Source organism: Rhodanobacter ginsengisoli (assembly GCF_042657065.1).
GTDB lineage: Bacteria > Pseudomonadota > Gammaproteobacteria > Xanthomonadales > Rhodanobacteraceae > Rhodanobacter > Rhodanobacter ginsengisoli.
The window spans coordinates 379,705-404,627 of record NZ_JBHSNF010000003.1; the positions used below are offsets into that span (position 1 = coordinate 379,705).

Sequence of the window (24,923 nt, forward strand, 5' to 3'; positions counted from 1 at the left end):
GCCCTGTTGTCGATTGATCGGTCTTTCGACTAGGTGGTCCTGGACAGATTCTTGAAGGCCATCGCCAGCGTATGCAGCGCGTTGCGCGATCGTCGGTCATGCAACGCCGAATACAGCACCGCCTCGTGCGTGGGTAGCGGAGGCAACGAAAGCGCGTGGCCAATATCGATGGTGCCAGACGGCGCAGCGCGCTTCGGCAGCACGGCGACTGCCAATCCAATCGTCGCTGCGGCCCCCACCACGGCGGCACCCTTGCCGATGAACACCTCCGTCCAGGCGATGCCGGCACCATCGAGTGCGCGGACCGCTGCCGCACGGATGCTGCATGTTTCCCCCTGGGTCGATAGCGGCAACGGCTGACCTGCACGTGGCTGCCAGTGCGGGGCGGCGATCCAGGCGAACGATTCGGCGAACAGGAGTTCACCGTTGCGACGACGATCTTCCGGCTGCAAGACCAGGGCAGCATCCAGCACGCCGTCGTCGTAGGCCTTGAGTACTTCGTTTGAGCCGGCGACTCGCAGCTCGATCACCAGGTTCGGATCGTGCTCGCTCATCCAGCGAAGCAAACCGGGCAACTCGCTGCCCACCAGTTGGTGGCTGATGCCGATGACCAGTCGGCGCTGCTTCACTTCAAATGAGGCGATGGCGCGCTCATGCGCCCCGACCAACTCGCGCGCGGCCTCCATGAAAGCGGCTCCCTCGGCCGATAGCCGCACCTGGCGGGGCGTTCGTTCCAGCAATCGTCGGCCCAACTGATCTTCCAGTCGGCGCAATTTCAGGCTGATCGCCGATTGCGTGCTGTCCAGCGCGTCTGCGGCACGGGTGAAGCTCCGCAACTCAGCGGTCAGGACAAAAGCCTTGACGGCATCCAGGTCGAGGGATTTCATGGCTTATCCATGTCATTTTTAAATGACTGAAATATATATTCATATGTTTTATAAATGAATGGTAACGCACTACAGTGCGCCGCACACCATCAATCGAATCGGCAAATCTTTCATCGGTCGGCTTCCGACCATCATCTGAACAGGTACTTGCTCATGCGCTCGCTCTGGCACGGTCTGCTGACGCTGCACGGCCATGTCGTCGATTCGCGTCGCACGCTCCGCTGGGCCGATCCGTCCACATGGATGGCGCGGCAGAACGCCGAAAAGACGAATGCATCAGGCAGCAACGCAGCCGATTCGGCACAACCTCGCAGGACACCCCGTCATGAAATCAGCAAAGACATTTCTATTCGCCCTTCTGACCCTTCTCCCGCTCCATGCAGTCACCGCCTCGGAGCCCGATAAAATGAATGCAGTGGCCGCCATCGAAGGCACCTGGACGCTTGCCTTTGCCGACGTTGAACATCTGGACGGAACGCGCGTACACGACTACGGCGATGCCCCCAGGGGCAGGCTGCAAATTGACCATGCCGGGCACTATTCGCTGTTCATCTTCGACAGCTCTCGCCCCAGGTTCGCCGCCAATGCCAGGAACGCGGGAACGCCGGGTGAATTCCGGGCCGCCGCACTGGGAACGAGCGCTCATTTCGGCACCGTCGATATCGACCCCGTGAAGGGCACGCTGACCTTCCATATTGAGGGAGCGACGTATCCGAATTGGGAGGGAACTACCCAGGTGCGCAGTTATGTACTGAACGGTGACATGCTGAGCTACAAGGTGCCGCCGCGACCGAATGGCGATATCCCGTTGACGGGGTGGAAGAGACTGCGCATTGATCGAGGCATGTAGACATCCGTTTTCGAGATCCCATCGTGGACATCGCCGATACGGATCTCCGCGCTTCGGGATCGTTCGATGTACGGGGGAGGTCAGGCACTGCTGCAACCAGGCATCAGCCGACCGGTGCTACGCCTTTTTGACCTTCATCGGATGCATGAGGATTCGAATGGACGCCAGTTCGCCGATCCACGAGGCGTAGCGGTGCAAGCGGTGTCTCCTCCATTTCGAGCAGCACGGGGCTTTGGCATGCGACTCCATGAGTCGAGGACGTTCCATCGTCCTGTCGGGTTTCGGACGGATTTCGACTCGAGACGCAACGGCATGAGGGCGTGTTGCGGTGTTTCCTGATGCCGGACTGGCTTTGGAACCTGGCTGGCACCCGTTTCCTCGACCATCGGGCGGTAGGGACCGTTCCGGGTCACGTCCGGAAACCATGCCGATAGTCTGCATGCGCCCCCCGCGGAATCAGATTTTTCCTGCCCGTAGCGCGTGCTCCGCCGGGAAAGCCTCGCCTGATCGCGGCGCAGGGCCGGCGACGATCAGCGGTCAGGTCGGACTGCCTGTGGCTCCGGCTTTTCCGGGTGCGGGTTTCTCGTCGCCAGTCTGCGATCGAGCCCGGCAGCGATGTCGCTCGCATGCCAGATGGCGAGGCGACCACCGCGATAGGGCTGCTGGTGGATCGGCGTTGCCGTGCCGCCGTAGCTGTCGTCGCTGCTGATGACCCAGCCGCCCGGGTGCGCCCATGCCCAGGCCGCGACCTTCGCGGGGTCGCGCGCTGTCGGGATCGGTCTTGTCAGCCTTCCGGCAAAAGTGAGCAGCCCGTCCTGCGCACCCGCAAACAACAGTGGAACGTCCGCGCGCTGGGCCTGTGCGACACGCAGCGCGGTGGCACGCACGTCGTAGCGGGATTCGATGCTGAGCACAAAGGCGAACTTGCACAGCGCGAGGGTCGCCAGCATGCCCAGTGCGACCGTACCCGGCTGCAGCGGGTGTGCGCGATAGCGCACGAGCGACAGCGCCAGGGCAAGGATGAGTCCCCCGCAAATGATGGCGCCCGCGTTGACCGCGGGTACTGCAAGCCAACCCATGCCGAGCGCCACGGCAAGGCCGATCGCCGCCTGGATCAGGGCCACACGCCAGCCCACCACTCGCCATCTGCCCGTGCCCAGACGGGTCCCGCCCGCCAGGGCGAGGGCGGGAAGCAACGGCAACAGGTAATGCGGCTGCTTGCCGCTGACCAGACTGAAAATGACAAACGAGGGCAGGAATGCGCAGACGACAAAGCGATGGAGCAGGCTGGGCGCGTCCGTGCACGTCGTCGAGGTGGCCCCGGCACGTCCCAGGGCGGCGGACCAAGGCAGCAGCATCAGCGGCAACATCGGCAGGTACCACCACCAGGGACGCGCATGCGCGAAACTGTGGGTCAGGCGACCCATGGTCTGGCGCAGGAAGATGTCATCGGCATAGCGGGGGCCACCGGCATGGGCCGCGGCCAGTGCCCATGGCAACGCGATCAGCACGGCGGCGATCAGCACGCCAAGCAAGCGCAGGTAGAAGCCGGACGGGTGCGCGCGTGCCGAGGGCAGCCACCAGGGAGCGAGCAGGGCCGGTGCGCCGCCCGCCAGCAGGGCCACCGGTCCCTTGGCCAGGATGCCCAGACCCAGCGCCACCGCCATCACCATCGCGCCGCCTGTCCAGCGGGAACCGGCGAGGGCCAGCGTGCTTCGCCAGGCCAGCAGCGTGCACAGCGTGACCAGCATGTCGAACAGCAGCACATCGGCGTAGGTCGCAAACGCGGCGCAACCGAGCCAGAGCCACAGCGTGGCACGCACCGCGGCCCGGTCCATGCCCAGCCGCCGGCCGAGCGAGGCGAGCGCCGGCAGCGTGCCCAGCGCGATGAGCAACTCCAGCAGGCGCGCCGCCCAGGCATGCACACCGGTCACCGACCAGATCAGGTTGATCAGCCAGAACAGCAGCGGCGGCTTGTCCGAATACGGCGCGCCGTCGACCCACGGCACCAGCCACTGGCCACTCAGGTGCATGTTCCAGGCGACCGCCAGGTAACGCGTTTCGTCGATCGGCACCGGTTGCAGGGAAAACACCGGAGGCAGCAGCAGCAACGCAGCAAGCCAGGGCGACGGGCCGCCCGACTCGACCCCTGGCGATGCGGAGGCGACGGGTGGATTCACGGGCCGCAGACTGCTGCGCATGAGGCCTGCCTCTTTCTTCCCGACACATGGAGATGCAAGGCGCGCTGTCGATTTCGGGGTGAACGTAGGTCGTGACTCGAGTCAACCTCGAAGATAGCGCCCACTTCGTTCGTAAATCATGAACAGGGCGTTGTCAGTGGCCCGGGGTTCGGGCGGGCAGCTGCGTTTCCGCGTCGGGGCATCGTGTTGCGCTGTCCCTCGTGCGGCTCCCGCCATCAGCCGGCACACCGGCGAGCAGGCCACGGTGGGCGTCAATCGTCCGCTCGGCGCTTTCCCGCGCGGATCGACCGCTGGTGAGCAGCGCGCAACTGCCATTCCCGTACGGTTCGTACACGGCCATGTCGGTGACGCAGAACATCCCCACCGTGGGTACCCCGGCAGCGACGGCCAGGTGCATCACGCCGCAGTCGGCGCTGATCAGCAGATCCATGCCGGCCATCACGGCTGCCATGCGACGAATGTCGGACGAGTAGTAGCCAGGCCACGTCGAGCCGAGCATGGAATGCCCGTGCATGGGGATCAGTTCGACGATACGGATCGTCGGGCCGCTCTCGCACAGGGCCTCGATGAATTCGCGCCACCACGCTGCCGGATAGCGCTTCGCGCCGGTGGCGTTGGCGAAAATGCCGACGACGACGGCGAGCTTCGCCTGCGCCGGGCTGCCCGTCAGTTCGCGCAACAGGTTCAGCCCCTGCGCACGTTCCGACGGGGTCAGACGGATATCCAGTGCAGGGAAATCGCCCTCGTCCGTCGGCCCGGTGTCCGCTTGCCAGCGCAGCAGATGGATCGCGCGCCGGGCCATGTGACGCCCGGCGGCGGCCCGGGGTACGGCATGGCTCAGCCCCGATCCCCGCGGCCCATCGTCGAAACCGAGTTTGTAGCGGCCCCGGAGAAATTTCGTCAGCACGCGACTGAAATTCGAGCCGATGCAGGGGTCGATGATCAGGTCGTAGTGCGTCTTGCGCACGCGCAGCAACAGGCCGAGAAACGCCAGCGGGTGCTTGAAGCCGCGCCTGGGCAGGCAATGGATGTTCCTGACGCTGAAGCAGGTGGCGAACACGTCCCTGGCGATGTCGCCTTCGGCGAGGATGTCGATTTCCGCGCCCTTGTAGCGCTGCTCCAGTTCGGCGATGAGCGGTGTCAGCAGCAGCATGTTGCCCAGCCGATGATTCGGCCGGCAGACCAGTATCCGGTAAATGCCCCGGCGCGGTAGCGGCGGCATTCCGCTGCCGGCCGGGCGGGTGCCCAGGTCGGACTTCTGTCCGTCACGATCGTGACCCGGACCACCGGGTGGAGACAGCGTGACAGTGGAATGGCGAAGACTCCGGTGGCTCATGACAGGCCGCGTGCAAAGCGGGCGACCGCGGGCACGACTTTCCTGAGCGAACGATCGACTACGCCCGGCCACAGGCCGTTGAGCCGCGCGAAGAAGCTTTCGGGGAATCCCAGGTACGCCTCGTTCCTTTCCTGCTCGATGGCCCTGACGATGCGGGTGGCGACCCAGACCGGCTCGTCCATGTGCATCATCCCCTCGGCCGCCATGGCATGGACGGCATGCGGGTTGAACGGCGTGCGCACGGCCCGTGGGGAAACGTAGGTGACACCGATGCCGGTGTCGCTCAGTTCGCGTCGCAACGCCTGCGAAAAGCCGCGCAACGCGAACTTGCTGGCCGAATAGGTCGCGAAGCCGGGGTAGCCGATGCTGCCGAACATCGAGCCGATGTTGACGATGCGCCCGCTGCCCTGGGCGAGCATGCCGGGCAGCACCTCGCGGGTCAGCTGCATGGGAACCAGCAGGTTGATCTGCAGCATGCGCGGAATCATCGCCGGATCCGATGCGCCGAACAGCTGGAAGTCCATCAGGCCGGCCAGGTTGATCAGGACGTCCAACCCGTTGCAGGTGGATTGCATGAGTTGCAACACCCGCTCGCGGGCATGCGCGTCGGTGAGGTCCGCCTGCGCCACGACGGCGTCCATGCTGTTGCGGTCGATCAGGTGGCGCAGGCTGGCCATCGACGCGTCGGTACGTCCGACCAGGCACAGCCGCGCACCTCGCTGCGCCAGTTCCCGGGCCAGCTCGCGGCCGATGCCGCCAGCTGCGCCGGTGAGGAGAATGCGTTTGCCTTGAAGATTCATGGGTTGTCCGCGACCGGGGTCAATGGCTGGATTGGAGGGTCTGAATGAGCTTGCGCACCTGCTCGCGGCGACCCTTGTCGGCCAGCGGCTGATCGGGGCGCGGTGGAGCGGCCAGCGCCTTGTCCAGCGCCGCCAGCGCGGCGGTCCTGTCGTCGTTGCGGCTCAGGCAATCGCCGTAGAAGTAATTCGGGTCGATGCCGTCGGGGTTGATCCGCAGCGCCTGCTGCAACAGGGCGCGCGCCTTGTCCTTGTTGCCGAAGCCCAGCGGCCAGCCTGGCACCTGGCAGTAGAGGCTTCCCAGCGTGGTGTAGATCGACCCGTGCAGGACGTCGGGGCTGATCTTCCCGGCCTGCAGCAGCAGGTCGCGCGCCTGCTTCGCCATGGACAGCGCGCCCAGCCCGCCGTGTTCGCCGGCATGGGTGCTCAGGATGATCGCCTGCCAGACCTTCGGTTCGGCGCGTTGCGGGTAGTGCGCGCCCAGCTCCGCGGCCTGTGCCTCCAGTGCCGTGTAGGCAGCGTCCTGCGCCGTCTTCGGGAGCTCGTAGGTCACATGCGCCCAGGTGTGCTCGAGATTCGTTACCGCGGAGTCGACCGCGTCGGCGCATACCGCGGTCGGCAACCAGATCAGCACGCCCAGGACGAGCAACAGCGGCAGCGAGATTGCGGTTTTCATGGTGAGGGTCTCCCGCGCCCGCAGGCGTCGTCGATGGCCTGGAAAATGTCGCCGTAGAGTCGGTAGAAGCGGTTGGCGGCGTGGATCAGGGCGCGCTGGTCGCCGTCGTCATCGAGCCGGTTGACCAGGCTCTGGTAGAAGCCGACATGCTGCTGGTCCAGCGCACCGTGCGACGTCAGATAGCGCAGCGCCTTCCGGGGCAGGTCCAGTGCCTGGCCGATCGCATCGGCGGCCCGCGTCGCCAGCGCTGCGCTGGTGCCTTCGAGGACGAAGACCATGCCGAGAAAGCCGACCGGGTTGCCGCGGCGGATGGTGTCGTGTGCGTACGCCACCATCATTTCCGTCGCCGGCATCGGCATCGCGCGGCGAGCCGCGGCGGCATCGCCGCCGCTGGCCTCGATGTCGTCCAGGATCCACTCGTCGTGACCGATTTCCTCCTCGATGTACTCGGCCACCGCCGGCTGCATCCAGCGCAACCGTTCGGGCAGGTGGTAGCCCATGCCCATCATCAGTGGCACGGTCTGCCGTACGTGGTGATAGGCCTGTTGCAGGAACGCGAGGTATTCCTCGCGCACCACCTCGCCGCGCAAGGTGCGCTGGATGATCGGTATCGAGAGAAACGCGTTGCGGCTGATCTCGGTTTCCAGCACGAGGCGTTCATGCGTCGACATCGGCGGCCTGGCTTGCATAGAGGCTCTCCAGAGCGTTGGCGTAGTGATCGGCAATGGCGTCACGATCGAGCGCACCCGAGACTCGTGCCATGCCGTTGCGGGGCGAAAAGGGCGCGGCGGCGACATGCCAGGCCGCGATGCGTGCGTAATCGGGAAGACGTGCATTGGCGGCGGTCACCGCCGCGGTGATCTGCTCGGGCGTTGCCGCGGGATGGGGCACCAGTACGGCAACGTTGCAGGGACGGGCTTCACCGAACACGGCGGCCTGCATCACGGCCGGGCCGGCGGACAGCTCGCCTTCAACCCATTCCGGCGCCACGTTCCTGCCGAAGGCGGTGGCATAGGCGGTCTTCTTGCGACCGCTTACATGCAGATGGCCCGCGCTGTCGAAGCGACCGAGGTCGCCGGTCGCCCATTCGACGGGCGGTGGCGCATCGCTGCCCAGGTAGCCGCCAAACAGCTTGCCTGCCACCAGGATCTCGCCGTCCTCGGCCAGTCGCACCCGCACGTGCGGCAACGGGGTGCCGACGCTGCCGGGTCGCTGCTGGCCCGGCCGATTGAGGCTGACCACCGAAGCCGCCTCGGACAGGCCGTAGCCCTCGTGCACCGGCAGGCCGAGCTGCCAGGCGCGCTCGATCAGGTGGGCGGAGCAGGGTGCGCCGCCCACCGCGACGAAACGCAGCGAGGCGGGCAGGCGCGCGCCGGCGGCAATGCATTCCACCAGCAGCTTGAGCAACTGCGGCACCAGGATGGTGGCGCTGGGCGCGTAGCGATGGAACGCGGCCACCAGCGAGTCCGGCTGCACCGCGCTGGACCCGCTGAAGCCGCAGCTGGCGAGCGACGGCAGCATCGCCGTGCTGCCGCTGGCCAGCGCAGCGTAGATGCCGCCGACATTTTCCAGCAGGGTGGACAGCGGCAGCAGCGACAGGCTGCGGTCGTTCGGGCCGGCGTCGACCGCCTGCGCCAGCGCGAAGGTGACCGCCTCGATCGCGTCGCCGGACAGGCACACGCCCCTGGGCTGGCCGGTGGTGCCCGAGGTGTAGGTGACCTTGCAGGTGCCCGCCGGAAGCCGGCGCGACTTTGCCGTCGGGCGCGCAAACAGGAACACCTTGCGCCCGCCGACATCCAGTTCGCCGGACGGCGGCATTCCCGTCAGCGACGCAATCCGCCCGGGCTGGTCGCTCGCGATCAGGTCGGGGGCGGCGTCGTCGATCAGGTGCCGTATCTGGCCGTCGCTGAAGAATGGCGGGATCGGGATCGCCACCGTGCCGCGTTGCGCCAGGGCCAGATCGACCAGCGCCCACGCGCGGCCGTTGTCGAGCAACACGGCGACGCGGCTTGCGTCGAGCGCGTGCGCGACCCGTGCGACAGCGGGCGGCAGCTCGCCGTAGGACATCTCGCCAGTGTCGTCGAGCAAGGCCACCTGCCCGGGGCGAGCGGCTGCGTGGCGGGCGATGCGGTCGACCATGCCGTGCATCATTCGCCTCCACAGCATGACGAGGCCGCGCCCGTGACTCGCGCGGCCTGCCGATCCATGTCGGACAGCAGGGCGCGCAGCAGCGGCTGGTTGTGGCCGACATGACGCCGCAGTTTCTGGTAGCCCGAGTCGATGTCGCCTGCACACACCACCGGCCCGGCCTGGTAGTAGTCGCCCCAGTGCTCGCCGCGATCGTCCAGCAGCAGCGGTCGTGCGGCGGCCAGCGGCAAGGGCTGGAGACCCAGCCGCTGGAATGCGTTGATCAGCGTGCGCGTCGCGGTGAACAGCACCCAGCGATAGCCCAGTGCATGCAGGAACAGGGTCGATGCGGCGATCGCCCAGCGCGTATCGCCCGGGCTCTCGAGCGCGAGGTTGCCCACCTCCACCAGGTTCTCGCGCGCGATCGTGCGGCCGAGTCGCTCGCCGATCAGTTGCTCGGCCGCCGCGCCAAGGTATTGCTCGGCGAAAAGACGGCCGCCCTGGCCATCCCGCATGCCGACGGCCGCGCGCTGGCGCTGCGCATCGCGAAAGCTCAGCAAGGTGGGATAGAACGATTGCACGTCGGCGCGAAAGCGCAGCGCGAACACCCGGTGGATGAAAGCCTGCACCACGGCGCGTTCGGGGTGCCCCTGATCGAGCACGCGGGTGTGTATGGGCTCCTTGAGTTCGGCGAGGAGCGGTTGGACTCCCTCGAGGATGCAGGGATCGTGGTCGGGCGTTGCGTGCTGGAAGGGCATGGAGGCTCGCTCGGGGATGCGGGTCACCTACCCCCTTAGGCGAGATCCGTGCCATGCGTTCAAGTGATTGATAAAACTAGATAGTCACCTCAATCGAGCAGGCGTTCATGGCATGCGGAATTTGCAGTGCGCAAGAATTGTCTGCACGGATTGTCGGTTTTCCTGGCCGCTTCAGTGGCCGGCGGATCCGTCGCAGTCGGCCGCCACGGCGGCGGAGGCCGGCAGGCTCAGCGTCAGGACCACCTGCACGCTGGCATCGGCGTGGCAGGACGCCACGTAACCTATCGCGCCCGGCGTGGTGGCCACGAAGCGCACGACGGCCTGCTGCGAGGCCAGCACGTATGGCGGGCTCACGCCCTGGAAGTACTGGCGGTTCCAGTAGTCCTGCATCTGCACGTCGGGCATGTGGGTCAATTCACGGAAGAACGCCTCGCGCAGCGGCGAGGCGGGCGGCAGGTTCACCGGGATCAAGCGCTGGCCGTCGGCATCGACGAATATCTTCTTGAGGAAGATGTTGCGCAGCGTGGCGCGATCGAGCGTGAGCCGGGGTGCCTGCGGAGCGGTGATCACCGCCAGCCTGGGTGGGGCGGCATGGGTGTTGCTGGACCAGGCCGCCAGGCAGCCACAGGCGGCGAGCACGATCAGCGGCCGGCGGAGGAGGTCGCCCGGCATGACTCAGAACAGCACCGCGATCGACGCCAGCCAGCCGGACGGCGCCAGCTGGAGATCGTTGCTGCCTTCACGGTGCTCGACCTTCAACACGATGCCCTGGATCGGGCGATAGTTGATGCCGAACGTGCGCAGCGTTGTGCTCTGGGAGGGCAGCGACGTGTGGTAGCGCTCGTAGCGTCCGACCAGATAGAGGTGGCTGGACAACGGCAGCTCGGCCTCGAGGAAACCGCCGTGCTCGACCGGCACGTCGGCGCTGCCGCCGGTGCGGTGTATGGCCTCGCCGCTCAGGCTCAGGTAGCGGGCCGACCAGCTGAAATCCAGCCCGGCCAGCTGGTACTTCTGCCGTGGCAACTCCAGGGTGTAGTCGAGGTAGGACATGCCCACGCTCAGGCGGTCGTCCATCAAGTGGTAAAGCACGCGGGCGCCGAGCGCCTGCCGGAAATTGTTGCGGATGCTGCCGTCGGCGCCGAACGAACTGAACGCGTGATCCTGGTCCTGGCCGATCCCGAGACTCTTGCTGTCGTCGGCGAAAACCCAGTAGTCGAGGTCGCGGCCGTGCAGCGGCACCGTGCCGAACATCATGATTCCCGCGGCGTGGCGGGAGAATGCCGCCGATGTCGAGAGTGGCCGGGATACCGTCCAGGTCAGCGGGTCGGCATGGATCAGGTTCCACTGACCGACCGGGGTGAGGAACTTGCCGAGCCGGAAACTGATCGCCTGGCTGGCGTGATAGTCGACATAGAGCCGCTCGACATCGAGCTCCGAATCCTGCCCGCCGGAGTGACTGCCGGAGAGCTTCAGGGCGTCGCCGGCATCGACTTCGCCGAACAGCTGCCAGCGGCTGCCCAGGTCCTTGGTGACAAACAGGCTGATGTCCTGGAACCGCAGCGTGCTCTTCTCGCCCTCGACGTCGTAATAGTGCAGGTTGGCGTAGCCGCCGATGCGCAATCCCTGATCCGGGAAGTACAGTCCCTGTCCGAGCGAGTACGGCGCGTGCTGCCAGCTGTCGTCGGCGGCGCGGGCAGGGTTGCCGCAGCCCAGTGCAAGGCCGATCGTCGCCAGTACGGCGAAGCCGAGGCGGCAGCCGGGGAATTTCATACGCATGATCGCAAGCCGACATGGGACCCGGCGGATTCTGCGGCATTGCGTCACCGCCGGCAAAGGCGCGCCTGTGTGCGCTTGCCGGCGGCGCGTCGCCTCGGCCACACTGGACGGGGTGAACGCCGGCAGCATGCCTGCCCGGCCGGCGTTGTTCGGATTCCTCTCGGCAACCATGGCCCATCGCTTCTCCATCGCCATCGGCGGGTCCGCGCCGTGACCACACGATCGGCCCTGCTGCGGCTTCTTGTCTGGATGCTGCTCGGCACCGTGACCGTGGTGGGCGTGCTGTCGTTCTACCAGTTCCGCCAGGCATTGCAGTCCGAGATTGCCGGCAATCTGCAGTTCGGTGCCAGCACGGTGATGCAGCGCATCGATACGTTCATGTTCTCGCATGTGGAAAACATGCGGGTATGGCGCGGCCTGGAAGTGATGCAGGACATCCGGGTCAACGACGTGGACAAGCGTCTCTCGCACTTTCTCTCCGACCTGCGCGCAGGGCAGGGCACGGTGTATCGGTCGCTGCTGTGTACCGACCCGACCGGGCGCATCGTGGCGGCGAGCGACCCGGCGCTGATCGGTCGGCAGGCGCCTGCCGCGCCGGTCTGGCAGCCGATACCGGGGCAACGTCTGGACAGCGTCTCCATCGCGCCGGTGCATGGTCGCCAAGGCGAGGCGGTGCTGCTGCGCACGTCGATTCCGAACGCGTTCGGCGGCGGAACGATCGGCTACCTCTACGTGCTGATCGACTGGGACGCGATCCAGGGCCTGCTCGACGAGGCCGTCGGCACCGGGTCGCGCAACCTGCTGCTGCTCGATCACGATGGTCGGGTGATGGCCGTCTCCCGCGCGCTGCGCAACCGGCCTGACGTCGGTCGACTGCAGCTTCGGCGCTGGACCCTGCCGGGCGAGGGGACGGTTTCCTATATCCACGACGGTCGCGCGCTCGGCTACGGCGAACTGCTGGTCGGCGCGGCGACGTCCGGCGGCTACCAGCAATACCGCGGGCTGGGCTGGCACATCGTGATGGTGGAGCCGACGGCGGTCTCGTTCGGGCCGATATGGCACCTGCTCTGGGCCATGCTGGCCGTGCTGCTGGTGACCCTGCTGGCGGGGATCTGGATTTCCTCGCGCCTCGCCAATCGCATATCGCGACCGATCGTCGCTCTGACCGAATTCACCCGCCGCTTTCGCCAGGGCGAGGCGCAGCTGCCCGCGGTGCCGGCCACCACCATCGTCGAAGTGGAGGAGCTGCATCACGCCTACGTCGAGATGATCGCGGCACTCGAGCGGTCGCGCGAGCAGATCGTGCGCGCGGGAAAGCTGGCGGTGGTGGGCGAAATGGCGGCGATCATGGCGCACGAGGTGCGCACGCCGATGGGCATCGTGCGCAGCTCCGCCCAGCTGCTGCAGCGGCAGCCCGATCTGGGCGAGAAGGAGCGCGAACTGATCGGCTTCATCCTCAGCGAGACCGAGCGTCTCGACCGGCTGGTGACGATGCTGCTGGAGTGCGCGCGCCCCACGCCACCGGACTTCCGGCCGCATGACCTGCACGCGATCATCGACAACGTCCTTGGCCTGCTGGCGCCGCGGGCCGCGAACGCGGGCGTGGCATTGACGCGCGATTTCGCCCCGTTCGAGATGGTGCTCGATTGCGATCGCGAGCAGATGATGCAGGTGCTGTTGAACCTGATCCTCAATGCGCTGTCCTTCGTCTCTCCGGGGGGACGTGTGGCGGTCAGCACGTACCGCGACGCCAGCGCCCTGTGGATCAGCGTCGTGGATGATGGCCCGGGCGTGCCGGAAGCGCTGCGCCAGAGTATCTTCGACCCTTTCTTCAGCCGGCGCGAGGGCGGCATCGGGCTGGGCCTGACCATCGTGCAGCAGATCGTGCAGGTGCACGGTGGCGAGATCAGCGTCAGCGAGAGCACGTGGGGCGGCGCCGCGTTCAACCTGCGGTTCGAACAGCCATAGGCGGCGGATGATGAACGTCAAGCGGATTCTCGTGGTGGACAACGAAGCGAAGATGCGGCGCATCCTCGAGCTTTCGCTGAAGCACATGGGCCACCACGTCGAGCAGGCTGCCGATGGCGTGGAAGCGCTGGCCGCGATCGAGAGCGGTTCGTTCGATCTGGTGCTGACCGACCTGCGCATGCCGCGGATGGACGGCATCGCCCTGCTCAATGCGCTGAGGGAACGCGGGGACGACGTGCCGGTGATCGTGCTCACCGCCTACGGCACGATCGAGACCGCGGTGGCCGCGATGAAGCTGGGCGCCGCCGATTACATCATCCGGCCGTTCGAGATGGATACGATGGAGCTGGCCGTGACGCGCGTGCTGGCGATGCAGGCGGTGCAGCGCGAGAACCGCTTCCTGAAGGACGAACTTTCCCGCGGCTGGGGCGAGTTCATCGGCATCAGTCGGCCGATGCAGGAGCTCTATCGCCTGATCCAGCAGGTGGCGCCGGCGCGCAGCAATATCTTCATCGTCGGCGAGACGGGCACCGGCAAGGAGCTGGTGGCCAGGGCGCTGCACCAGGCCTCCGGCCGCAGTGGCCTGTTCGTGCCGATCAACTGCGCCGCGATTCCCGCCGAGTTGCTCGAGAGCGAGCTGTTCGGCCATGCCAAGGGCGCGTTCACCGGTGCCGTGCGCGAACGCATCGGCAAGTGCGAACTGTCCGGCGGCGGCACGATCTTCCTCGACGAGATCACCGAGATGCCGCTGGCCCTGCAGGCCAAGCTGCTGCGCGTACTGCAGGAGGGCACGATCGAACGGCTCGGCTCGAATGCCGCCATCGAGGTGGACCTGCGCGTGATCGCCGCGACCAACCGCGACCCGGCGCAGGCGGTCGATGCGGGTGCACTGCGCCGCGATCTGTATTTCCGCCTCAACGTGGTGCGGATCGACGTGCCGCTGCTGCGCGAACGGGCCGGAGACATCCCGTTGCTGGCCGATCAATTCCTGCAGAAGTACTCGCGCGAACTGGGACGCCGTGCACCCCGGCTGGGGCCGGAAGCACTCCGGCGGCTGGAGGGTTACGCCTGGCCCGGCAATGTCCGCGAACTGGAAAACCTGATCGAGCGCGCGGTCGTGCTTTGCACCGGCGAGGAGATCACGGCCGGGCATTTTCCCGCCGAGCTCGCGCGGCCGGTGGAAGCGGTCCGGTCGAATGACGCCCTGCCGTCGGGCGACATGCCGGCATCGCTTTCCATGAAGGTTCACGTCGAAGCGCTGGAGCGGCAGCTCATCGAGGAAGCCCTGAAACGCAGCGGAAACAACAAGGCCGCCGCCGCGAGGGCGCTTGAAATCAGCGAGCGGGCGCTCTGGTACAAGCTCAAGCGCCAGGACCTGCAGGGCGGCTGAGCATCGCGTCGCTGGCGGAATCCCGGCGAACGCATGCCCTCGGGCCGCGGTCAGCGTCCCGGCAATACCCGCAGCAACTCGTGGCAGGCGCCCATGGTGTGATAGTCGGTCTTGCCGGCGGGACTCTTCTCGTCGTCGAGCTTGCGGTTGTCGACCGTGAGGATGCGATACCAGGCGCCGTGGCGGTGATCGATGAAGTGTTCCCAGGCGTACGCCCACAACTTCCCGTACCACTCGTCGTAGACGGCCAGGCCGGTGCGTGCGTGCAGCAGCGCGGCGGCGACCAGCGACTCGGCCTGCACCCAGAAATACTTGTCGTCGTCGCAGACGCTGCCATCCGGCGCGAAGCCGTAGCAGATGCCGCCGTGGCGGTCGTCCCAGGCGCGCGCCAGCGCGGTGTCGAACAGCTTCATCGCGGTCGGCAGCAGCCAGTCTTCCTCGCGTCCGCGTTCGAGCAGCAGCGGCTCCAGGATCAGCAGCAGCTTGGCCCATTCGGTCTGGTGGCCGGGCTGGAAACCCCACGGCCGGAACAGGTGCTTCGGATCGTCGCGGTGGTAGTCCCAGTCGATGTTCCAGTCGCGGTCGTAGTGTTCCCACACCAGGCCGTCGGCCTGGGCCGCCTGGCGGCGGGTGATGTGGTCGGCCAGGGTCAGCGCGCGCTCCAGATAGCGTGGCTCGTCGCTGGCCTGGTAGGCGGCCAGCATCGCCTCGCACATGTGCATGTTCGCGTTCTGGCCGCGATAGTCGCTGAACTGCCAGTCGGCATCGGCCTCGTCGCGGTACAGCCCGGCCGCGGCATCCCAGTAGCGCTGCTCCAGCAACTGCCAGGTCTCGTCCATCCAGGCCGCGGCTTCGGTGATGCCGGCCTTGTGCGCGGTGGCGTAGGCGAGCAGCACGAACGCCACGCCATAGGCGTGGTTGGTGCGATCGTCCGGCTGGCCGTCGAGGATGGTCCAGGCGTAGCCGCCGCCCTGCGGATCGCGATGCACCTCGCGCAGGTAACGCAGGCCGTGTCGTGCGGCCTCGAGGTAGGCGCCGCTGGAGGCCGGGTCCTCGGCGAACTCGATCGCCGCCATCGCGTAGTTGAAGACGAAGCGCGTGCTGCTGACCAGATGGCGGTGGCGGCGATCGTAGATCGTGCCGTCGTCCTTGAAATAGTGGAAGAAGCCACCGGCCGGGTCGATCGCGCGCGGGTGGTAGAACGCCATGGTCTGCGCGATGTGCCCGCGCAGGAAGGCGGTGGAATGGAAGTCCGGTGCCGGCGGTATCGCGTTCATGCCTGCTGCTCCATGAAGGCCAGCACCTCGTCGCCGCGGGGCATCGCCGCGAACGAGCCCTGGCGCGTCACTGTGAGCGCGCCGCAGGCGGCGGCGAAGCGCAGCATGGCGTGCAGGCGCGGCAGTTCGCCCACCAGCTGGTCGATCCGTCCCGGTGTGGGTTCGAGTTCGGCCAGGCAGCACAGCAGACCACCCACGAACGCATCGCCGGCGGCGGTGGCGTCGACCACGCTGACGGCATAACCGGGCAACTCGCCTTCGGCATCGGGATGGAACCAGCGCAGCGGCCGTGCGCCGTCGGTCACCACCAGCAGGCGGGTGCGGCCCAGCCACAGCCGGTCCAGCGCCGCCTGCTCGCCATCCACCGCCAGCCAGGCGAATTCCTCGGCGCTCAGCTTCACCACATCGGCCAGGTGCAGGGCCGGCCAGACCAGCGGCAGCGGATCGACCCCGGCGGGCCACAGCGCGGGGCGCAGGTTCAGGTCGAAGCTGACCAGCGCACCGGCCCCGTGGGCGCGCTGCATGCCTTCACGGGTGGTCGCGGCCAGCGCCGGTTCGGTCATGCTGTTGGAGCAGACGTGGAACAGGGCGATGCCGCGAAACGCCTGCTCGCGGAAATGCCCGGCGCGGAACAGCAGGTCGGCCGACGGCCCCCGATAGAAGCTGAAGCTGCGTTCGCCGTGCGCATCCAGCGTGACGAAGGCCAGCGCGGTGTTGGCCGCGTCGGTGCGCGCCACGTCGTCGGTGCCGACCCCGGCGCGCTGCAGGCTGTCGAGCAGGAAATCGCCGAAGCGGTCGTTCGCCAGCATGCCGGCGAAGCGGGCCACGCCGCCGAGCCGCGCGGCCGCCACCGCCACGTTCGCCGGTGCGCCACCGGCGAACGGCACGAACTGCCGCGCAAAGCCGTGCTCATCGCTGCCGTCGGCATGGAAATCGATCAGCGCCTCGCCGAAACACAGAATCGGTCGCATGGTGATGTGTTGTCCTGGAACGAAGAAACGGCGGGGCGCCGTGGCGCCCCCACCTGGTCCGACTTATTCGACGGTGCGGATCCGCGAGCCGCTGAGGCCGTAGAACACGATGTACAGGTAGCACAGCAGCGGCAGGAAGAACGCATGTTGCAGCCCGATATGGTCGGCGAACACGCCCTGCACGAACGGCACGATCGCGCCGCCCACGATGGCCATGATCAGCAGGCTCGACGCCTTGCTGGTCATCGGTCCCAGCCGCTCGATGCCGAGCGCGAAGATGGTCGGGAACATGATCGAGTTGAACAGGCCGATCGCGATGATGCTGACCATCGCCACATTGCCGGTGCTCAGCATGGTGGTGGCCACCAGCAGCGCGTTGATCGCCGCAAACGTGGCCAGCAGCTTGCGCGGCGAGATCTTCGCCATCAGCGCCGAACCGATGAAGCGGCCGATCATTGCGCCAAGCCAGTAGTACGACACGTACTTCGCGGCTTGCTGTTCGCTCATGTGGCCGATGTCCGGCATCGACAGGTAGTTGACCATGAAGCTGCCGATCGACACCTCGGCCCCGACGTAGAAGAAGATGCCGAGCACGCCGAACAGCACGTGCGGATGGCGCAGCACCTCGACGAAACCGTGGCGCGCGTGGTCGCCCTTGTCGGTGGCCTCGGTGAGCGCGGGCAGGCGGAACAGCCAGACGAACACCGCCAGCAGGAACAGCACCACCGCCAGCCCGATATAGGGGCCCTGCACGGCTTGGGCCTGCTGGGTCTGGTAGGCCAGTTGGTCGGTCGGGGCGAGTGCGGCCAGCTCGGCCGGATTCTTGACCACGTTGGAAAGGATCAGCAGTCCACCGAACCACGGCGCGAGGAAGGTGCCGAACGAATTGAGCGCCTGGGCCAGGGTCAGCCGGCTGGAGCTGGTCTTCTCCGGACCGAGCAGGGCCACATAGGGGTTGGCGGCCACCTGCAGCACGGTGATGCCGGTGGCCAGCACGAACAGCGCGCCGAGGAACGCCGGGTACAGATGCAGGCCAGCGGCGGGCCAGAAGCCCAGTGCGCCCACGCCCGCGATGGCCAGCCCGGCCACGATGCCCTTCTTGTAGCCCAGTGCCGCGACCAGCCGGCCGGCCGGCATCGCCATCAGGAAATACGCGCCGAAGAAGGTGAACTGCACCAGCATCACTTCGGTGTAGTTGAGCTGGAAGCTCGACTTCAGGTGCGGGATCAGGATGTCGTTGAGGCAGGTCAGGAAGCCCCACATGAAGAAGATCGTGGTGAGCACGCCCATTGCCATCGGATTGTCGGTGTAGCGTTCGCGGGCGGCGCCGGTGCCCGGCGTGGTCGCGGACGTGGGAGTGGGCGGAGCGGCAAAAGCCATGGTGATTTCCCGGGTCGGAGGTTGGAGGTGGCTGGCGGCGAGAAGAACGGGCCGGCAACCGGGGCAATGTAACCGTTTTCATGCCTCTGCCAATCGCGCGGTGCAACATGCCGGTGCGCAGTGCTACCGTCAGCTTTTGCCCGGCCAGTGAAGAGACGCTCGATGCCACGAATCAATCTCCTGTTCCTGCTGCCGCTGGCGCTCGCGCTCAGCGGCCCGGCGGCCGCGGCCACCGGTCACGCGACCGACGTCGATCCGCGCATCGGTACCGGCGGCGACGGCCACACCTTTCCCGGCGCCACCGTGCCGTTCGGCATGATCCAGTTGTCGCCGGACACCGCGATGCCGGATTTCAGGCATGCGTACAAGTGGGCGGCCGGCTACCAATACGGCGACAGCAGCATCATGGGTTTCTCGCATACGCACTTCTCCGGTTCCGGTCATTCGGATCTGGGCGACGTGCTGGTGATGCCGATCGCCGGCGCGGTGAAGCTCGATCCCGGTGATCCGGCCAAACCGGGCAGCGGCTACCGCTCGCGCTTTTCGCACGCCAGCGAAGTGGTGCAGGCGGGCTATTACGCGGTGACCCTGAGCGACTACGGCGTGCGCGCCGAACTCACCGCGGGACGCCGGATCGGCTGGCATCGCTACACGTTTCCCGCGAACCGGCCGGCGCACGTGCTGCTGGACCTGCGCCCGAGCATCTACGACTACCCCGGCAAGGTGCTGTGGGCCAGCTTGCGTGTGCACACGGACGGCACGGTCACCGGCTGCCGTACCACGCGGGGCTGGGCGCCGGGGCGCGAGCTCTGCTTTGCGATGCGTTTCTCGCAGCCGATGCGCTCGCGCGAGCTGTACGACCGCGAGACCGATCTGCCCTACAAGGGCTTCAGCGGTCCCGGCCACCAGGCCGAGGATGCCGATGCGCAGAACGGCCGCGCGCTGGTCGGCGTGTTCGATTTCGGCAAGCTGAGGCAGCCGCTGGAAGTGAAGGTGGCGATCTCGCCGGTGAGTGCGGCGAACGCGGTGGCAAATCTCGATCAGGAGGGTTCGGGCTGGGATTTCGATGCCCGTCATGCCGAGGCCACGGCGGCATGGAACAAGGCGCTGGCGGTGATCGACGTCGATGCGCCGAAGCCGGCGCGCACGATGTTCTATACCGCGCTGTATCACGCGATGCTGTCGCCCACGCTGAGCATGGACGTCAACGGCGACTACCGCGGCCCGGATCATGCGGTGCATCGGGCGCAGGGTTTCGAGTTCTACTCGACATGGTCGCTGTGGGACGTGTATCGCGCGCAGCAGCCGCTGATGGTGCTGCTCAATCCCGGCCACAGCACCGACTTCATCCGCTCGCTGATCGCTGCGCGCGAGGCCAGCCCGTTCGGCATCCTGCCGGTGTGGGCGTACCAGGGGCTGGAGACGTGGTGCATGATCGGCTACCACGCGGTGCCGGTGATCGCCGATGCGTACGTGAAGGGCGTGCGCGGCTTCGATGCGGACGCGGCGCTGAGGGCCATGGTCGCCAGCGCCACCTACAAGCCGTACGGCGACCTGGGCGATTACATGAAGCTCGGTTACGTGCCGATCGACAAGGAGCCGGAGGCCGCGTCCAAGACGCTGGAATATGCCTACGACGACTGGTCGCTGGCGCAGATGGCCACGGCAATGGGGCGGACCGCGATCGCCGACACCTTCCGCAGGCGCGCGGCCAACTGGCGCAACACGTGGGATCCGAAGACCGGTTTCATGCGCGCCCGCCTGAGCGACGGCAAGTTTCGCGAACCGTTCGACCCGACCTTCGCCGGCTATGGCAGTGACTACACCGAAGGCAATGCGTGGCAATACTCCTGGTACGTGCCGCAGGACGTGCCCGGGCTGATCCAGGCGATGGGCGGCGATGCGAAGTTCATCGCCAAGCTCGACCAGCTGTTCGACGTCAAGGTCGATGCCGCCCATTTCAAGAACGTCGAGGACATCACCGGCCTGATCGGCTGGTATGCGCACGGCAACGAGCCCAGTCACCACATCGCCTACCTCTACGACTATGCCGGCGCGCCGTGGAAGACCCAGCAGCGCCTGAAGCAGATCATGGACAGCCAGTACGCGCCGCGGCCGGATGGCCTGAGCGGCAACGACGACCTCGGCCAGATGTCGGCCTGGTACGTGTTCACCGCGCTGGGCTTCTATCCGGTGACGCCGGGCAGCGATGAGTACGCGATCGGCCGCCCGTTCGTGAAGCGCGCCACGCTGCATCTGGAGAACGGCCATACGTTCACGGTCAGCGCGTCGCCGCTCGACGATGCGCATCCCTACGTGGGCAGGCTGACCCTGAACGGCCGGCCGCTGGATCGCCGCTGGCTGCATCACGCCGAGATTCTGGCCGGTGGCGAACTTCACTTCAGCATGCAGGTCGAGCCGGACCGGGCGCGCGGAAACGTGGCATCGGCGCGGGCGGCCCCGGCAGGAGGCGCCGGCCGCTGAGCGCTACGCGGTCAGCCGCGGACAAGCGACGAAAACATGCCAGAATGATCCGGTCCCTATCCACGAAGAGTCCGCCCATGCGGCATGCGGCATGAAAATCAGGGGCATCTTTCGCTGGCGCACCGCGGGCTTGCTGCTGGCCATCCTGATCATCGTCGGCCTGCCCTATCTGGTGACGCGGATCAGTACCCGCGACACCTTGCGGGCCAACGCCTGGGTCAACCATTCGACCGTGGTGAAATCGCTCGCCTACCAGATCGCCTATGTCGTGCACGACAGCGAGGCGGCGAGTTACCGGCTGCTGGCCGGCGATGCCGATGAGGCCACCCGGCGTCGCGCCGGGCATGCCGGCACGGAAGTCCCCACGCTGCTGCGGCAACTGCGCATGACGACCCGTGACAACCCCGATCAGCAAACGCTGATCGGATCGTTGGGAAACAGCGTCGCCGGTCACCTCACGCTGATGAACCAGGCGCTCGTGCGCTTGCAGCAGAACAATGTCCCGGGCGCGCGGCAGTCGCTGCGCGATGCCGACGACCTGTTCGGCATCGATGCCCAGATCACCAGCATCGTGCAGAACGAGCAAAACCTGCTGAGTGCCCGGCAGGCGGCGGCCTCCCGGCAGACCTCCAACAACCGGCTGGTGCTGACGATCACCGCGCTGGCGCAGCTGGTGTTGCTGGCGATCATCGTGATTGCCTCCGAGCGGCAGATCGGCCAGCGGCAACAGGCGGAAAGCCGCGAGGGTCGCGCGGTGCAGCGTTCCCGCCTGATCTTCCAGGCGGTGCGCGAACCGATCGCGCTATTCGATGCGAACCTGAACAGCCTGCTGGTAAACAATGCCTTCAGTGAACTGTACGGCGGCGACCTGCAGCAGCAGTCGAAGCCGCTGGAGGAGATCGGCAACGGCGCCTGGAGCGACAGCATGCTGCTGCAGCGGCTCAGGGACGTGTTGCTGCGCGATCGCGAGCTGTGGGATTACGACACCGTGCAGCGCACCGTCGATGGCCTGGATCGGCACGTGGTGATCAATGCGCGCCGGCTGCAGCAGCAGGACAGCGACGAACTGGCCCTGCTGGTGACGGTGAGCGACGTCACCGTGCGCGCGCTGGCCGAGCAGAAGGTGAACGAGCTCAATCGCCAGCTCGAGGGCAAGGTCAGCCAGATCTCGGACATCAACCGTGAACTGGAGGCGTTCAGTTATTCGGTGTCGCATGACCTGCGCGCGCCGCTGCGCCATGTTTCGGGCTTCGTGCGCAAGCTGGAGCAGCATCTGGGCGACCGCATCGACGACAAGGCCGGCCACTACATCGAGGTCATCGGCAGTTCGGCCCAGCGCATGGCCCAGCTGATCGACGACCTGCTGGTGTTCTCACGGCTGGGACGCGGCCCGCTGCGCCTGCAGGCCGTGGACATGCAGTCGGTGGTCGAGGAGGCGCGTGCGCTGGCCGAGTCGGGTCTGGAGGGGCGGCGTATCGTATGGACCGTCGCCGCGTTGCCGATGGTCATCGGCGATGCGAACATGCTGCGGACGGTATGGCAGAACCTGCTCGGCAATGCGGTGAAGTACACCGGCCAGTGTGAGGTGGCGCGCATCGAGGTAAGCGTGCGGCAGGGCCCAAAGGGCGACTATGAATTCACGGTGGCCGACAATGGCGCCGGTTTCGACATGCAGTATGCGGACAAGCTGTTCGGCGTATTCCAGCGCCTGCATCGCGCGTCGGAATTTCCCGGCAACGGCATCGGCCTGGCGAATGTTCGACGGATCGTGGCTCGCCATGGCGGTCGCGTCTGGGCCGAGGGCGAACCCGGGAAGGGTGCCCGTTTCCATTTTTCGCTGCCGGCCACCGATACGGCCGGGGCAAGTACCTGAGAGTCGAGCATGAACGGGAAAGAGTTGCGCACCATCCTGCTGGTGGAAGACAGCATGGCCGATGCGGAGATGGCGCTGGACGCGCTGCGCGAGGCGCATCTGGCCAACCCGGTGGTGCACGTGGAGGACGGCGTCGAGTGCATGGACTACCTGCATGCGCGTGGCGCGTGGGCGTCGCGCGCGCCGGGATATCCGGCGGTGGTGCTGCTGGACATCAAGATGCCGCGCATGAACGGGCTGGATGTGCTCACCCACATGCGTGCCGATGAGCGGATGCGGCGGATTCCGGTGGTGATCCTGTCCTCGTCGAACGAGGAAAGCGACCTGGCGCGCAGCTGGGACCTGGGCGCCAACGCCTATGTGATCAAACCGGTCGACGTGGATCAGTTCTTCGATGCGGTGCGTACGCTGGGGCAGTTCTGGGCGGTACTCAACGAAGCGCCCGAGCGGGATTGATGATGTCATGATGTCGTTCCAGCAGTGGAATGCGCCGGTCTGTTGCAGCTCGCACGAGCGACGGGTGCCAGGATGAACGCGAGAGGAGTCGAGGGAAACAACATGCCAAACCGACCGCGTCCAACCATGCCGACCATCCGCGTGCTGCAGGTCGAGGACAGTGAGCTCGATGCCGAACTGGTGCTGGCCGAGCTGGATGCCGATGGCATCACTTATGAGGTGCGGCTGGTCGATGACGAGGCGCGCTTCATCGCGGCGCTGGACGATTTCGATCCCCACATCGTGCTGTCCGATCTCAGCATGCCCGGCTTTTCCGGCCAGCGCGCGCTGGAACTCTTGCGCAAGCGCGACGAGGATCTTCCGTTCATCTTCGTTTCCGCCACGCTGGGCGAAGAGGCGGCGATCGAGGCACTGCGCAATGGCGCCACCGATTACATCCTGAAGCAGAATCCGGCACGGCTGGCCAGCGCGGTGCGTCGGGCGATGGCCGAGGCCGACGCGCGGCGAACCAGTCGCCGATCGGAGGCCGAATTGATCCGTGCACAGCGTTTCGAGAGCCTGGCGATGCTGGCCGGTGGCCTCAGCCACGATCTGCGCAATCTGCTGCAGCCGCTGCTGCTGGCCGGTGACAGCCTGCAGGATTACCAGGACGATCCGCGCCTGGCCCGGCTGGGCAAGTTGGTGCGCGATTGCGGCAAGCGCGGCCTGGACATGGTGCAGTCGATGCTGTCGTTCGCCAGTGGCGCGCGCCGTGCGGAACAGGTGCGGCTGGGCGCGCTGATCAATGCCTTCGATCTGCTGATGCAGGGCAGCGTGCCGCGCTCGGTGACGATGGAACTGGCCATCGAAGATCCGGAGCTGTCGTTCGAGGGCAACCACACCGAGTTGCAGCAGTGCCTGCTCAATCTCTGCCTCAACGCGATCCAGGCGATGCCCGAGGGCGGCAAGCTGCGCATCGAGACGTCGCAGAAGCAGCTGCCCGAGGATTTCTTTCTGGCGGAGGAGCAGCCGCGGCCGGGCAGTTACCTGTGCATCAGCGTGGTCGACAACGGCCCGGGCATGGATCAGGCGGTGCTGGAACGCTTGTTCGAGCCCTTCTTCACCACCAAGGAGGCCGGTACCGGGCTCGGTCTGCTGTCATGCCAGCGGATCGTCGCCAGTCACGGCGGGGTGATGCGGGTGGACAGCCAGCCAGGTCGTGGCACGCGCTTCGATCTGCACATCCCGCTCGATGAGCTGGTTGCCGACGATACCCAACTCGACAGCCTCGAGGGTCTGGAGGGTGCTGCCGAGCGCGTGCTGGTGGTGGTCGAGGAGGCGGGTCAGCTGTCCATACTGAGCGACACCCTGGGTGCCTATGGCTATCAGGCCCACGCCAGCCAGAGCGGCACCGCCGCACTGCAATGGATCGAGGCGGGCGGCCTGCCCGACCTGGTGGTGCTGGATGCGGACATGAACCTGTTCACCGGCGTGCGCACGCTGGCGGCGTTGATCGAGCATGGCTACAAGCGCGCGGTGATCCTGCTGGCCCGTCCGGGCGAGGCACCGGACCTGCACGAGTTGCCGCCACTGGAGCACCTCTACGTGATCGACAAGCCGGTCACTACCCAGGTGCTGCTGCGTACGCTGCGCAAGGCCGTGCGGGCGGTCGCCGATGGCAGCAGCAAGGATCCTGCATAGGCGCAGGGCTTGCTCCGCCACCACCTGCATGACCAC

General features: G+C 66.7%; 20 protein-coding genes. 7 read left to right on the forward strand and 13 right to left on the reverse strand.

All coding sequences use genetic code 11. The annotated features are described in order from the left end of the window. Positions 1 to 29: 29 nt before the first annotated feature. The gene (locus ACFPPA_RS15140; protein WP_377321374.1) at positions 30 to 887 is read right to left on the reverse strand and encodes a LysR family transcriptional regulator; all 858 of its coding nucleotides are present in this window, start codon (positions 885 to 887) and stop codon (positions 30 to 32) included. Positions 888 to 1,212: 325 nt separating this feature from the next. Here ACFPPA_RS15140 and ACFPPA_RS15145 point away from each other — a divergent pair, with 325 nt between their 5' ends. Next, positions 1,213 to 1,737 (forward strand): lipocalin-like domain-containing protein, encoded by a 525-nt coding sequence (locus tag ACFPPA_RS15145; protein WP_377321376.1) that lies wholly within the window; start codon positions 1,213 to 1,215, stop codon positions 1,735 to 1,737. A gap of 530 nt (positions 1,738 to 2,267) precedes the next feature. Here ACFPPA_RS15145 and ACFPPA_RS15150 read toward each other — a convergent pair. The 9 genes from ACFPPA_RS15150 to ACFPPA_RS15190 all read right to left on the reverse strand — a co-directional run bounded on the left by ACFPPA_RS15150 (position 2,268) and on the right by ACFPPA_RS15190 (position 11,408). Then, on the reverse strand, positions 2,268 to 3,917 hold the full coding sequence (locus tag ACFPPA_RS15150) for an ArnT family glycosyltransferase (RefSeq protein ID WP_377321378.1): 1,650 nt from the start codon (positions 3,915 to 3,917) through the stop codon (positions 2,268 to 2,270). Between the two features lie 154 nt (positions 3,918 to 4,071). Then, on the reverse strand, positions 4,072 to 5,091 hold the full coding sequence (locus ACFPPA_RS15155) for a glycosyltransferase family 9 protein (protein WP_377321380.1): 1,020 nt from the start codon (positions 5,089 to 5,091) through the stop codon (positions 4,072 to 4,074). A gap of 179 nt (positions 5,092 to 5,270) precedes the next feature. Then, the gene (locus ACFPPA_RS15160; protein ID WP_377321382.1) at positions 5,271 to 6,074 is read right to left on the reverse strand and encodes an SDR family oxidoreductase; all 804 of its coding nucleotides are present in this window, start codon (positions 6,072 to 6,074) and stop codon (positions 5,271 to 5,273) included. Between the two features lie 19 nt (positions 6,075 to 6,093). Next, on the reverse strand, positions 6,094 to 6,747 hold the full coding sequence (locus tag ACFPPA_RS15165) for a tetratricopeptide repeat protein (protein ID WP_377321384.1): 654 nt from the start codon (positions 6,745 to 6,747) through the stop codon (positions 6,094 to 6,096). Continuing rightward, complete coding sequence (locus ACFPPA_RS15170; protein ID WP_377321386.1) at positions 6,744 to 7,418, reverse strand: TenA family transcriptional regulator; 675 nt, start codon at positions 7,416 to 7,418, stop codon at positions 6,744 to 6,746. Before ACFPPA_RS15170 ends, ACFPPA_RS15165 begins: the two co-directional genes overlap by 4 nt. Further along, entirely contained in the window at positions 7,405 to 8,886 is a 1,482-nt protein-coding gene (locus ACFPPA_RS15175; RefSeq protein ID WP_377321388.1) for an AMP-binding protein, read from the reverse strand. Before ACFPPA_RS15175 ends, ACFPPA_RS15170 begins: the two co-directional genes overlap by 14 nt. An 8-nt stretch (positions 8,887 to 8,894) precedes the next feature. Further along, a complete protein-coding gene (locus ACFPPA_RS15180; RefSeq protein WP_377321390.1) occupies positions 8,895 to 9,632 on the reverse strand; it encodes a thermostable hemolysin in 738 nt (245 codons plus the stop codon). 171 nt (positions 9,633 to 9,803) lie between these two features. Further along, positions 9,804 to 10,304 (reverse strand): type 2 periplasmic-binding domain-containing protein, encoded by a 501-nt coding sequence (locus ACFPPA_RS15185; protein WP_377321392.1) that lies wholly within the window; start codon positions 10,302 to 10,304, stop codon positions 9,804 to 9,806. Positions 10,305 to 10,307: 3 nt separating this feature from the next. Continuing rightward, positions 10,308 to 11,408 carry a hypothetical protein gene (locus ACFPPA_RS15190; RefSeq protein WP_377321394.1) on the reverse strand — a complete coding sequence of 367 codons (1,101 nt, stop codon included), beginning with the start codon at positions 11,406 to 11,408 and terminating at the stop codon, positions 10,308 to 10,310. A 210-nt stretch (positions 11,409 to 11,618) separates the two neighbouring features. On the opposite strand from ACFPPA_RS15190, the gene ACFPPA_RS15195 reads away from it, so the two are divergent. Both ACFPPA_RS15195 and ACFPPA_RS15200 read left to right on the forward strand, forming a co-directional pair. Further along, positions 11,619 to 13,376: a sensor histidine kinase gene (locus ACFPPA_RS15195; RefSeq protein ID WP_377321396.1), complete on the forward strand. Its 1,758-nt coding sequence runs from the start codon at positions 11,619 to 11,621 to the stop codon at positions 13,374 to 13,376. A 10-nt stretch (positions 13,377 to 13,386) separates the two neighbouring features. Further along, positions 13,387 to 14,766 (forward strand): sigma-54-dependent transcriptional regulator, encoded by a 1,380-nt coding sequence (locus tag ACFPPA_RS15200; protein ID WP_377321398.1) that lies wholly within the window; start codon positions 13,387 to 13,389, stop codon positions 14,764 to 14,766. Positions 14,767 to 14,816: 50 nt separating this feature from the next. Here ACFPPA_RS15200 and ACFPPA_RS15205 read toward each other — a convergent pair whose 3' ends face one another. From ACFPPA_RS15205 to ACFPPA_RS15215, 3 genes are all read right to left on the reverse strand, one after another. Beyond that, positions 14,817 to 16,043, reverse strand: coding sequence for an AGE family epimerase/isomerase (locus tag ACFPPA_RS15205; protein ID WP_377321400.1), 1,227 nt, complete (start codon positions 16,041 to 16,043; stop codon positions 14,817 to 14,819). Further along, positions 16,040 to 17,014 carry a carbohydrate kinase family protein gene (locus ACFPPA_RS15210; protein WP_377321402.1) on the reverse strand — a complete coding sequence of 325 codons (975 nt, stop codon included), beginning with the start codon at positions 17,012 to 17,014 and terminating at the stop codon, positions 16,040 to 16,042. The genes ACFPPA_RS15205 and ACFPPA_RS15210 overlap by 4 nt, the downstream gene beginning before the upstream one ends. Positions 17,015 to 17,077: 63 nt before the next feature. Then, entirely contained in the window at positions 17,078 to 18,310 is a 1,233-nt protein-coding gene (locus ACFPPA_RS15215) for a sugar MFS transporter (RefSeq protein WP_377321724.1), read from the reverse strand. A 246-nt stretch (positions 18,311 to 18,556) separates the two neighbouring features. On the opposite strand from ACFPPA_RS15215, the gene ACFPPA_RS15220 reads away from it, so the two are divergent. From ACFPPA_RS15220 to ACFPPA_RS15235, 4 genes are all read left to right on the forward strand, one after another. After that, the gene (locus tag ACFPPA_RS15220; RefSeq protein ID WP_377321404.1) at positions 18,557 to 20,878 is read left to right on the forward strand and encodes a GH92 family glycosyl hydrolase; all 2,322 of its coding nucleotides are present in this window, start codon (positions 18,557 to 18,559) and stop codon (positions 20,876 to 20,878) included. A 91-nt stretch (positions 20,879 to 20,969) separates the two neighbouring features. Next, the gene (locus ACFPPA_RS15225) at positions 20,970 to 22,751 is read left to right on the forward strand and encodes a sensor histidine kinase (protein WP_377321406.1); all 1,782 of its coding nucleotides are present in this window, start codon (positions 20,970 to 20,972) and stop codon (positions 22,749 to 22,751) included. Positions 22,752 to 22,760: 9 nt separating this feature from the next. After that, entirely contained in the window at positions 22,761 to 23,207 is a 447-nt protein-coding gene (locus ACFPPA_RS15230) for a response regulator (protein ID WP_377321408.1), read from the forward strand. A 102-nt stretch (positions 23,208 to 23,309) separates the two neighbouring features. Then, complete coding sequence (locus ACFPPA_RS15235) at positions 23,310 to 24,887, forward strand: sensor histidine kinase (protein ID WP_377321410.1); 1,578 nt, start codon at positions 23,310 to 23,312, stop codon at positions 24,885 to 24,887. Positions 24,888 to 24,923: the final 36 nt, after the last annotated feature.

Bases quoted from the DNA above. Each gene is read 5' to 3' on its own strand.
- ACFPPA_RS15200 (WP_377321398.1), top strand. From the start codon at position 13,387: ATGAACGTCAAGCGGATTCTCGTGGTGGACAACGAAGCGAAGATGCGG.
- ACFPPA_RS15185 (WP_377321392.1), bottom strand. From the start codon at position 10,304: ATGCCGGGCGACCTCCTCCGCCGGCCGCTGATCGTGCTCGCCGCCTGT.
- ACFPPA_RS15140 (WP_377321374.1), bottom strand. From the start codon at position 887: ATGAAATCCCTCGACCTGGATGCCGTCAAGGCTTTTGTCCTGACCGCT.
- ACFPPA_RS15190 (WP_377321394.1), bottom strand. From the start codon at position 11,408: ATGCGTATGAAATTCCCCGGCTGCCGCCTCGGCTTCGCCGTACTGGCG.
- ACFPPA_RS15175 (WP_377321388.1), bottom strand. From the start codon at position 8,886: ATGGTCGACCGCATCGCCCGCCACGCAGCCGCTCGCCCCGGGCAGGTG.
- ACFPPA_RS15225 (WP_377321406.1), top strand. From the start codon at position 20,970: ATGAAAATCAGGGGCATCTTTCGCTGGCGCACCGCGGGCTTGCTGCTG.
- ACFPPA_RS15220 (WP_377321404.1), top strand. From the start codon at position 18,557: ATGCCACGAATCAATCTCCTGTTCCTGCTGCCGCTGGCGCTCGCGCTC.
- ACFPPA_RS15235 (WP_377321410.1), top strand. From the start codon at position 23,310: ATGCCAAACCGACCGCGTCCAACCATGCCGACCATCCGCGTGCTGCAG.
- ACFPPA_RS15155 (WP_377321380.1), bottom strand. From the start codon at position 5,091: ATGCTGCTGCTGACACCGCTCATCGCCGAACTGGAGCAGCGCTACAAG.
- ACFPPA_RS15170 (WP_377321386.1), bottom strand. From the start codon at position 7,418: ATGTCGACGCATGAACGCCTCGTGCTGGAAACCGAGATCAGCCGCAAC.
- ACFPPA_RS15205 (WP_377321400.1), bottom strand. From the start codon at position 16,043: ATGAACGCGATACCGCCGGCACCGGACTTCCATTCCACCGCCTTCCTG.
- ACFPPA_RS15160 (WP_377321382.1), bottom strand. From the start codon at position 6,074: ATGAATCTTCAAGGCAAACGCATTCTCCTCACCGGCGCAGCTGGCGGC.
- ACFPPA_RS15165 (WP_377321384.1), bottom strand. From the start codon at position 6,747: ATGAAAACCGCAATCTCGCTGCCGCTGTTGCTCGTCCTGGGCGTGCTG.
- ACFPPA_RS15145 (WP_377321376.1), top strand. From the start codon at position 1,213: ATGAAATCAGCAAAGACATTTCTATTCGCCCTTCTGACCCTTCTCCCG.
- ACFPPA_RS15230 (WP_377321408.1), top strand. From the start codon at position 22,761: ATGAACGGGAAAGAGTTGCGCACCATCCTGCTGGTGGAAGACAGCATG.
- ACFPPA_RS15215 (WP_377321724.1), bottom strand. From the start codon at position 18,310: ATGGCAATGGGCGTGCTCACCACGATCTTCTTCATGTGGGGCTTCCTG.
- ACFPPA_RS15180 (WP_377321390.1), bottom strand. From the start codon at position 9,632: ATGCCCTTCCAGCACGCAACGCCCGACCACGATCCCTGCATCCTCGAG.
- ACFPPA_RS15210 (WP_377321402.1), bottom strand. From the start codon at position 17,014: ATGCGACCGATTCTGTGTTTCGGCGAGGCGCTGATCGATTTCCATGCC.